The 7,883-nt window shown below is 62.1% G+C and carries 12 protein-coding genes and 1 pseudogene; 6 read left to right on the top strand and 7 right to left on the bottom strand.

The features are described from left to right. Positions 1-142 precede the first annotated feature (142 nt). The gene (locus MPJ51_RS15165; RefSeq protein WP_298388454.1) at positions 143-859 is read right to left on the bottom strand and encodes a fumarylacetoacetate hydrolase family protein; all 717 of its coding nucleotides are present in this window, start codon (positions 857-859) and stop codon (positions 143-145) included. Between the two features lie 30 nt (positions 860-889). Beyond that, positions 890-2,062: a MalY/PatB family protein gene (locus MPJ51_RS15160; RefSeq protein WP_298388452.1), complete on the bottom strand. Its 1,173-nt coding sequence runs from the start codon at positions 2,060-2,062 to the stop codon at positions 890-892. A 95-nt stretch (positions 2,063-2,157) separates the two neighbouring features. Between MPJ51_RS15160 and def (MPJ51_RS15155) the strand changes: the two genes are divergently transcribed. The 6 genes from def (MPJ51_RS15155) to speB all read left to right on the top strand — a co-directional run bounded on the left by def (MPJ51_RS15155) (position 2,158) and on the right by speB (position 5,517). Next, positions 2,158-2,676 carry a peptide deformylase gene (def, locus tag MPJ51_RS15155; protein ID WP_298388450.1) on the top strand — a complete coding sequence of 173 codons (519 nt, stop codon included), beginning with the start codon at positions 2,158-2,160 and terminating at the stop codon, positions 2,674-2,676. Further along, a complete protein-coding gene (gene def / locus MPJ51_RS15150) occupies positions 2,673-3,167 on the top strand; it encodes a peptide deformylase (RefSeq protein WP_298388448.1) in 495 nt (164 codons plus the stop codon). Before def (MPJ51_RS15155) ends, def (MPJ51_RS15150) begins: the two co-directional genes overlap by 4 nt. Positions 3,168-3,223: 56 nt before the next feature. Continuing rightward, a complete protein-coding gene (gene fmt / locus MPJ51_RS15145; protein ID WP_298388446.1) occupies positions 3,224-4,129 on the top strand; it encodes a methionyl-tRNA formyltransferase in 906 nt (301 codons plus the stop codon). A gap of 16 nt (positions 4,130-4,145) precedes the next feature. Beyond that, positions 4,146-4,394 carry a hypothetical protein gene (locus MPJ51_RS15140; protein ID WP_298388444.1) on the top strand — a complete coding sequence of 83 codons (249 nt, stop codon included), beginning with the start codon at positions 4,146-4,148 and terminating at the stop codon, positions 4,392-4,394. Position 4,395: 1 nt separating this feature from the next. Next, positions 4,396-4,632: a GlsB/YeaQ/YmgE family stress response membrane protein gene (locus MPJ51_RS15135; protein ID WP_298388442.1), complete on the top strand. Its 237-nt coding sequence runs from the start codon at positions 4,396-4,398 to the stop codon at positions 4,630-4,632. 63 nt (positions 4,633-4,695) lie between these two features. Next, positions 4,696-5,517 carry an agmatinase gene (speB, locus tag MPJ51_RS15130; protein WP_298388440.1) on the top strand — a complete coding sequence of 274 codons (822 nt, stop codon included), beginning with the start codon at positions 4,696-4,698 and terminating at the stop codon, positions 5,515-5,517. A 74-nt stretch (positions 5,518-5,591) separates the two neighbouring features. On the opposite strand, the gene MPJ51_RS15125 is transcribed toward speB, so the two are convergent. From MPJ51_RS15125 to ispH, 5 genes and pseudogenes are all read right to left on the bottom strand, one after another. After that, positions 5,592-6,215, bottom strand: coding sequence for a trimeric intracellular cation channel family protein (locus MPJ51_RS15125; RefSeq protein ID WP_298388438.1), 624 nt, complete (start codon positions 6,213-6,215; stop codon positions 5,592-5,594). After that, positions 6,212-6,679: a ribonuclease HI gene (rnhA, locus tag MPJ51_RS15120; protein WP_298388436.1), complete on the bottom strand. Its 468-nt coding sequence runs from the start codon at positions 6,677-6,679 to the stop codon at positions 6,212-6,214. The genes MPJ51_RS15125 and rnhA overlap by 4 nt, the downstream gene beginning before the upstream one ends. After that, a complete protein-coding gene (locus MPJ51_RS15115; protein ID WP_298388434.1) occupies positions 6,672-7,265 on the bottom strand; it encodes a class I SAM-dependent methyltransferase in 594 nt (197 codons plus the stop codon). Before MPJ51_RS15115 ends, rnhA begins: the two co-directional genes overlap by 8 nt. Beyond that, entirely contained in the window at positions 7,262-7,714 is a 453-nt protein-coding gene (locus MPJ51_RS15110) for a DUF3429 domain-containing protein (RefSeq protein ID WP_298388432.1), read from the bottom strand. Before MPJ51_RS15110 ends, MPJ51_RS15115 begins: the two co-directional genes overlap by 4 nt. Beyond that, a pseudogene (ispH, locus tag MPJ51_RS15105) lies at positions 7,711-7,883 on the bottom strand (4-hydroxy-3-methylbut-2-enyl diphosphate reductase); the annotation flags it as partial. The gene MPJ51_RS15110 and the pseudogene ispH, both read right to left, overlap by 4 nt.

Raw genomic sequence — 7,883 nt, 5'->3', positions numbered from 1 at the left:
GGCCCCGCTGGATTTCTATCGCGATCCGGATGCGCCGATTGCGTTGCTTGGAACCAGCGATTGAAGCGCGCAATGGCTCACCTGCGGTCCTGATGCTTTACCGCGCCCTTGGCGTTCCGGGGGCGTTGGAACCACAAGATTGTCAGGTGTCGAGGGTGGTTTTGTCGGGCTCTGTCAGGGTCAGGTGAACAGGGGCCAGACCGTCGATGCCCCCTTCGATTTGATCTCTGGCGACCACGGGTCCGACCCCGGCGGGTGTGCCGGTCAGAATCAGATCGCCGGGGCGTAGATGATAGAAGCCCGACAGATGGCAGATCAGTTCATCGATCTTCCAAACCAGCTCTGACAATGTGGCGTCCTGTGTGACCTGGCCATTGACGCTCAGATAGATGCGCTTGTCATCCGACGGGCTCCAGTGATCGGCGCAGGTCAGCGGGGCGAAGACTGCGCCATTTTCCACATCCTTGCCCAGATCCCAAGGGCGCTGTTTGTTGCGCTCGCGGATTTGCAGATCGCGGCGGGTCATGTCCAGAGCACACCCGTAACCAAAGATCGCCGCGCGGGCCTGTGCAGCCGTGGCCCGGAAAACCGGCTTGCCGATTGCAACGGCCAATTCCATTTCGTGATGATAATTCTCGGTGCCCGCCGGGTACGGCACATGTGCCCCCGTCAATACCGCGTTGGGCGCGGATTTGGTGAAATAGAACGGCGTCTCGCGATCCACCTCATGCCCCATCTCGGCAGCATGGGCGGCATAGTTGCGGCCCACGCAGAAAATCCGCCCGATCGGATAGGTTGCCTGTTCCCCCTGAACCGGGATGCTGGGGATGTCCGGAAGCGCAAAAAGGTGGTTGGGCATGACGTGCCTCCGTTTGTTTTTGGACGGGGTCTATTGCAAAGCGCCAAAGGCGCGTTTCAGCCGTTCGCAGGCATCCTCGACCCGCGTGCGTTGGGTGGCCAGATTGAAGCGTTCGAACGTCTCTCCGCCCGTGCCGAAACCGGGGCCGGAGGAGGTGGCGATCTTCGCATCCTCGCGCAGGCGGCGGACGAATTCGTCGTGGCTCATGCCGGTGCCCGAGAAATCGACCCAGGCCAGATAGGTCGCCTGCAGGGGCATCGACCACAGGCCGGGTATCTGCGCGATGGTTTCGTCGAATAGTCGCCGGTTGGCATCCAGATGTGCGACCTGCGCGTCGACCCATTCCGCGCCTTCCGGGCTGTAGGCGGCGGTGATCATCGCCACACCCAGCGCGCTGGGGTCATAGTCCAGCGTGGCCAGCCGGTGCCGCATCTCGGCCCGCAGCTTGGCGTCGGGAATGATCATGTTGCCCGTGCGCTGACCCGCGATGTTGAAAGTCTTGGACGCGGCAGTCAGCGACACGGTCCATGCGCGCGCCTCAGGGGCCGCGACATCCATCGGTACAAACGTATTGCCCGGATAAACCAGATCGTGATGAATCTCGTCCGACACAAGGATCAGCCCGTTGCGTTCGGCAAATTCGGCCACCGCACGCAGCTCATCCGCCGTCCAGACCCGGCCCGAAGGGTTCTGCGGCGAACACCACAGCAACAGTTTTTCCGACCCGTCCAGTCGCGATTGTGCGTCCTCCAGATCCAGCCCATAGCTGTCGCCGTCGCGCGCCAGCGGGCATTCCACAACCTTGCGCCCGGCCTTGTTCACCTTGTGGGCGAACTCATGGTAAACGGGGGTGAAGATGACCACACCATCCCCCGGCGCGGACCAGACATCCAGACATAGTGCAATGGCATTGCCCAGCCCTTGGGTGGTCAGAACCCAATCGGTGTCAACTTCCCAGCCATGACGGTTTTTCATCCACCACTGCACGGCGTTCAGATAATCTGGATGACACCAGGAATAGCCAAACACCCCATGTTCGGCCGCTTTGCGCACCGCCTCGATCACGCAGGGGGCGGACTGGAAATCGGAATCAGCGGTCCACATGGCCAGCCCGTCCTCGGACGGGACGCCATAGAGACGCTCCATCTTGTCCCATTTTGAACTGTTGGTTCCCCGGCGGTCGATCAGGTCGTTGAAAGTCATGTCAGCTCCATCTGTCCAAGCCGAAAGCTAGCCGCAAATCCGGCAGGCGCAAGGGGGGCGTTGCGGCGGCGGGCGGGATGGCCTAAATCAGCCTCATGAAACGCAATATCCTGATCCATCCCGATCCCCGCCTGAAAAAGGTCTGCGCGCCGGTGGCCGACATCACCGACGATCTGCGCAAACTGGCCGATGACATGCTGGAGACGATGTATGACGCGCCCGGCATCGGTCTGGCCGCGCCCCAGATCGGCGTGCTGGACCGGCTGATCGTGGTGGATTGCGTCAAGGAAGAGGGCGAGACGCCGCGCCCGCTGGTGATGTTCAACCCCGAAATCATCTCAGCCTCGGACGAGACCAATGTCTACGAGGAAGGCTGCCTGTCGATCCCCGAGCAATATGCCGAAGTGACCCGCCCCAAAGTGGTCGAGGTCGCGTGGATGGATCAGGACGGCAACGCGCGGCAAGAGGTGTTTGACGATCTCTGGGCCACCTGCGTGCAGCATGAGATCGACCATCTGAACGGCAAGCTGTTCATCGATTATCTCAAGCCGTTGAAGCGGCAGATGATCACGCGCAAGATGCAGAAACTCAAGCGCGAGAAGGCCCGCACATGACGGTGCGCACCTGCCTGCCGTGGCCGGATAAACGTCTGCGCACCAAGGCCGAGGACGTCACCGAGATCACCGATGACATCCGCACCATCTGGGACGACATGATCGACACGATGGAGGCGATGCCGGGCGTTGGCCTCGCCGCGCCGCAGATCGGGGTGATGCTGCGGCTCGCGGTCGTTGACGGCTCGACCGAGCGGGGCAAGGCGGTTCGTCTGGCGAACCCGGAGATCCTGCACAGCTCGATCGAGCTGCGCGAGCATGAAGAGGCCAGCCCGAACCTGCCCGGCGTCTCGGCCACGGTGAAACGCCCGCGCGCGGTGACGGTGCGGTTCCTGAACGAAGAGGGCATGGTTGATCGCCGCGATTTTGTGGGGATTGAGGCCACCAGCGTGCAGCATCAGATCGACCATCTGAACGGGCGGATGTATTTTGACCGGCTCAGCAAGGTCAAACGCGACATGCTGCTGCGCAAGGCCCGAAAACAGACATAATTGACCGGTAGGCCGGGCTTAAGCCCGGCTTACGCGCCCCATCAGGACAGGACACCATGCGCATCATTTTCATGGGAACCCCCGATTTCTCGGTCCCGGTGCTGGATGCGCTGGTCGAAGCCGGGCATGACATCGCCGCCGTCTATTGCCAGCCACCGCGCCCTGCCGGACGGGGCAAGAAGGATCGCCCCACACCGGTTCACACGCGGGCTGAGGCGCTGGGGCTAGAGGTCCGCCATCCGGTGTCGCTGAAATCTGCCGACGAACAGGCGGCCTTTGCCGAACTGAATGCGGATGTGGCGGTGGTTGTCGCTTATGGCCTGATCTTGCCGCAGGTGATTCTGGACGCACCGGCACAGGGGTGCCTGAACATCCATGCCAGCCTGTTGCCGCGCTGGCGTGGCGCGGCACCGATCCACCGGGCGATCATGTCGGGTGATGCGGAAACCGGCATCTGCATCATGCAGATGGAGGCCGGGCTGGACACAGGCCCGGTGCTGCTGCGGCAAGCCACTGATATCGGGCCGCAGGAAACCGCGGCGCAGTTGCATGATCGCCTCTCGGGGATGGGGGCCGCTCTGATCGTCGAGGCGCTGAACCAATTGCCAGAGCTGGTGCCTGAACCTCAACCTGAAACAGGCGTGACCTATGCCACCAAGATCGACAAATCCGAGGCGCGCGTGGACTGGACCCGCCCGGCGGTCGAGATTGACCGGCAAATTCGCGGCCTGTCCCCATTTCCCGGTGCCTGGACCGAGATCGGGGGCGAACGGGTCAAGCTGCTCGCCTCGCGTCTGGCCGAAGGGCAGGGGGATGCGGGCGAAGTTCTGAACGACACGCTGCGCGTCGCTTGTGGCGCGGGCGCTATTGATCTGTTGCGGTTGCAACGGGCAGGTAAAGGCGCGCAGGATGTTGATGTTTTCCTGCGCGGCTGGCCTGTTGCTGCCGGAAGCCATTTGTAGAAGAGGGACCACGGATTTGATTATCACCTTGATCGGGACGGTGCTGATTGCCGCGACAATCGCCAGCCTGTCCGAGAAAACCGGCTTTACCCATAACGGCTATTTGCAATCCATCATCATCTGTATCGGTGGGGCCTTTCTGCTGTATTTTATGCATGTCCTGCTGGGCCGCATGTTTGGCTTTCGCTTCTGGTCGTCGGGTATGAACGCGGTGATCGCCTCGATCGGGGCGCTGGTCATCGTGCCGACCCATTGGAGGAAATGACATGGCCATTGTCGCCCTGATCATCATCGGAGCCGCCGCCGGTTTTCTGGCCACCCGTCTGATGCGGATCGAGGCGGACATCCCGACGACCATGCTGATTGGCATCGTCGGCGCATTGGTCAGCGGGCTGATCATTCGGTTCCTGCTGGCCGCGCTGGGCTGGCTGTCAGGTTTTGTCGGGGCCGTTCTGGGTGCATTGTTGGTGATCTGGATCTGGCAGACCTTTCTGCGACGCTAACCCCTTGACCTTTTGGTCCAACAGCGGCCAAAACGCCCGAAAATTCAACTCGATAGGTGTATCATGCAACATGATCTGACCTCCGGTGACGTTGCCCTGATGGGCGTGCCTCTGGATTTGCATTCCTCATTCCTGCAAGGCCCCGCCTTTGCCCCCGGCCGCATCCGCGAGGCGCTGCATTCCGGCGCGGCCAACCTGACGGCTGAGGACGGCACTGATCTGGGCGCGACCGACCGGTTCAAGGATACCGGTGATCTGGACGTGTTCGAGATGTTCGGGCAAGAGCCCATCGACCGGATCGAGGCTGGTGCTGCCGCGCGGATCGAAACCGGCGCGCGGGTGCTGTCGCTGGGCGGGGATCACTCGGTGGCCTATCCGCTGATCAAGGCCCATGCGGACCGGTACGAAGGGCTGAACGTCCTGCATATCGACAGCCATCCCGATCTGTATGACAGCCAGTATATGGGTCCGCTGGGCCACGGCTGCCCGTTTGCGCGCGTGATGGAGACTGGCAAGGTCAAACGTCTGGTTCAGGTTGGCATCCGCACGATGAACGCGCATCAGCAGGAGCAGGCCGACAAGTTCGGAGTCGAGGTGATCGACATGCGCAACTGGCGTCCCGATCTTGAGATCAGCTTTGACGGCCTGGTTTATCTGTCACTGGACCTCGACGCGCTGGACCCGGCCTTTGCGCCCGGCGTCTCGCATCACGAACCTGGCGGGCTGAGCACGCGCGAGGTGATCAACCTGATCCACCGGTTCAAGGGTCAACTGGTCGGCGCCGATATTGTCGAGTTGAACCCGCATCGCGATCCTTATGGCATGACCGCCATGGTGGCCGCGAAATTCGTTAAGGAGATCGGCGCGCGCCTGCTGACACGCTGATCCTGCCATTTATCGCAGGTTGCCGCCGGCCTCGGCCACGGCGACCTGCCTTTTCCTGCAGGTTTTTGGGAAATCTATCGCCGCGGCGGGCGCGCCTTGTAGACTGGCAATTGCCAACCAAACAGCAGCGATCCGGCCCGCAATGCCCAGCAGACCAGAGCGCAGAGGCCAAGGGCGGCCAGCGGTTCGACCCCCAACCGAGTGGCCACCACGGCGGTAAACGCCCCGACAAAGGCGCAGGAGACGTAAAGCTCACCCTGTTTCAGGACCAGCGGCACCTCATTGCAGACCACGTCGCGCATCAACCCGCCCAGACAGCCGGTCGAGACGCCCATCAGCACCACGATCACCCCGGATTGGTTCAGCGACAGCGCCGCGCCGGTGCCTGCGGCAACGGCCACGGACAAGGCGAAACTGTCCAGCCAGACCAGCCAGTTGTAGCGGCTTTCGACCAGATGGGCGGTAAAGAACACCAGCACCGCAGCGCCGACAGCGATCAGGATGTAGTCGGGCTGTCCGACCCAGAACACCGGGTGGCGGTCCAGCAGCAGGTCGCGCACGGTGCCGCCGCCCACCGCTGTCAGGCAGGCGATGAAGGCGAACCCGACCAGATCCAGCTGCGCCCGGCTGGCCACCAACGCGCCGGTCAGGGCAAAGACCAGAACCGAGGCATAGTCCAGCAGGGCAAGCCCGCTCAAGCCTGCGCCTTTTTCGGCTTGAACGGGGCCATGCCTGCGCGGGCCAGCTCATCGGCCTTTTCGTTTTCCGGGTGACCTGCATGGCCCTTGACCCATTCCCAGGTCACCTCGTGCCGGGTCTGCGCCTCATCCAGCCGCTGCCACAGATCGACATTCTTGACCGGCTTTTTGTTCGAGGTTTTCCAGCCGTTCCGCTTCCACCCGAAAATCCAGCCCGTCACGCCGTTCTTCACATAGGCGCTGTCGGTCACGATGGTCAGTTTCGAGGGCCGCTCCAACGTCTCAAGCGCGCTGATGGCGGCCAGCAGTTCCATGCGGTTATTGGTGGTCTCGGCCTCGCCGCCGTTCAGTTCACGCTCTTTCAGGACCGTGTCCCCGTCCATCGCGCGCAGCAATACGCCCCAGCCGCCGGGGCCGGGATTGCCGGAACAGGCGCCATCAGTATAGGCAAACAATTCAGGCATGGCTGGCCAATCCGATCCAGTCCGATACTGAGCCATCCAGCCCGGTGCCGCTGCCCAGCCGCCGGTCGGTGACGGTAAAGCCTGCCTCTTGCAGATAAGTCTTCAATTCGTCCTCGCTGTAATAGCTGTAATAGCGCCCCAGCCGATCGGGGCCTTCACCCTGACCCAGCTTCATGGCGATATAGAACACACCGCCGGGTTTCAGCGCCCGGTGGATGGCTGTCAGATGCGTCGGAAAATCGGCCCGTTTGGCATGCAGCAGGCTGAAATTGGCCCAGATGCCATCATACATTGCGACCGCATCCAGATCGGAGAATTCGGCCTGCCGGGCATGGACGCCCTCATGGGCCGAGGCCAAGCGTACCATTTCCACCGAGGCATCCGTCGCATCGACCTGCAAGCCCGCCTGCGCCATCACGGTTGCCGACGCGCCGGGGCCACAGCCGAGATCCAGCACTTTGCCACCCTCGGGGATCGCGTCGATAAAGCGGCTCAGTTGGGGGTCGCCAAAGTTGTCGTCATCGGTCATCTCGGAATAGCGCACGGCTTGTTCGTTGTAGACAGAGATAGTGTCACGGTCGCTCATAGGTAGACTCCGACAGAAAGGCACAGGATCACGATGGCGGTCAGCAGGATGCGCAGTTTCATCCACCAGCGCGGGGCCAGACCCCAATACCAGAAGACCGCATCCAGCAACAGCAACCCGGCAAAACCCGTGATCAGGTTGATGCTGGTGCTGACCGGTCCGCTGCCGGTCATGACGAAGGCCCACAGGGCGGGCAGTACCGACAGGGTATAGCAGATCGCCGCCTTGCTGCCTGAGGTCTTGGTGGCAAAGCCCCAGAGAATACCGGACATAAAGCTGAGGATGACCGAGCCGTAAAACAACTGCACATACGGTCCGACAAACCGTGGCCCAAGGGCGCGTGTGCCCCAGGCCTGAAGATCGCCATTCAGATAGGTCAACGCGCCCCAGACAAAGGGGATCAGCCCGGCCAGACCCAGAAACAAGGGTGCTCTGGGTACGCCATTCATGCCGGTTGCCGCAGGACGCGGGGGACCTTGAACTCTACGTTTTCGACGGCGGTTTCGACCAGTTCGACCGTCACGTCATAGTGGTCGCGAAAGGCGTCGATGACCTCGTTCACCAGCACCTCGGGGGCCGAGGCCCCGGCGGTGATGGCAACGCTGGAGATGCCCTCCA

Source organism: Ruegeria sp. (assembly GCF_028066395.1).
Classification (GTDB): Bacteria; Pseudomonadota; Alphaproteobacteria; order Rhodobacterales; family Rhodobacteraceae; genus Ruegeria.
This window is presented reverse-complemented; position numbering and strand designations above follow the sequence as displayed.

What these genes read in the sequence shown, in the direction of transcription:
- rnhA (WP_298388436.1), bottom strand. Translation starts at nt 6,679, where the DNA reads ATGCCTGAATTGTTTGCCTATACTGATGGCGCCTGTTCCGGCAATCCC.
- MPJ51_RS15115 (WP_298388434.1), bottom strand. Translation starts at nt 7,265, where the DNA reads ATGAGCGACCGTGACACTATCTCTGTCTACAACGAACAAGCCGTGCGC.
- def (WP_298388448.1), top strand. Translation starts at nt 2,673, where the DNA reads ATGACGGTGCGCACCTGCCTGCCGTGGCCGGATAAACGTCTGCGCACC.
- fmt (WP_298388446.1), top strand. Translation starts at nt 3,224, where the DNA reads ATGCGCATCATTTTCATGGGAACCCCCGATTTCTCGGTCCCGGTGCTG.
- MPJ51_RS15135 (WP_298388442.1), top strand. Translation starts at nt 4,396, where the DNA reads ATGGCCATTGTCGCCCTGATCATCATCGGAGCCGCCGCCGGTTTTCTG.
- MPJ51_RS15165 (WP_298388454.1), bottom strand. Translation starts at nt 859, where the DNA reads ATGCCCAACCACCTTTTTGCGCTTCCGGACATCCCCAGCATCCCGGTT.
- MPJ51_RS15160 (WP_298388452.1), bottom strand. Translation starts at nt 2,062, where the DNA reads ATGACTTTCAACGACCTGATCGACCGCCGGGGAACCAACAGTTCAAAA.
- speB (WP_298388440.1), top strand. Translation starts at nt 4,696, where the DNA reads ATGCAACATGATCTGACCTCCGGTGACGTTGCCCTGATGGGCGTGCCT.
- def (WP_298388450.1), top strand. Translation starts at nt 2,158, where the DNA reads ATGAAACGCAATATCCTGATCCATCCCGATCCCCGCCTGAAAAAGGTC.
- MPJ51_RS15110 (WP_298388432.1), bottom strand. Translation starts at nt 7,714, where the DNA reads ATGAATGGCGTACCCAGAGCACCCTTGTTTCTGGGTCTGGCCGGGCTG.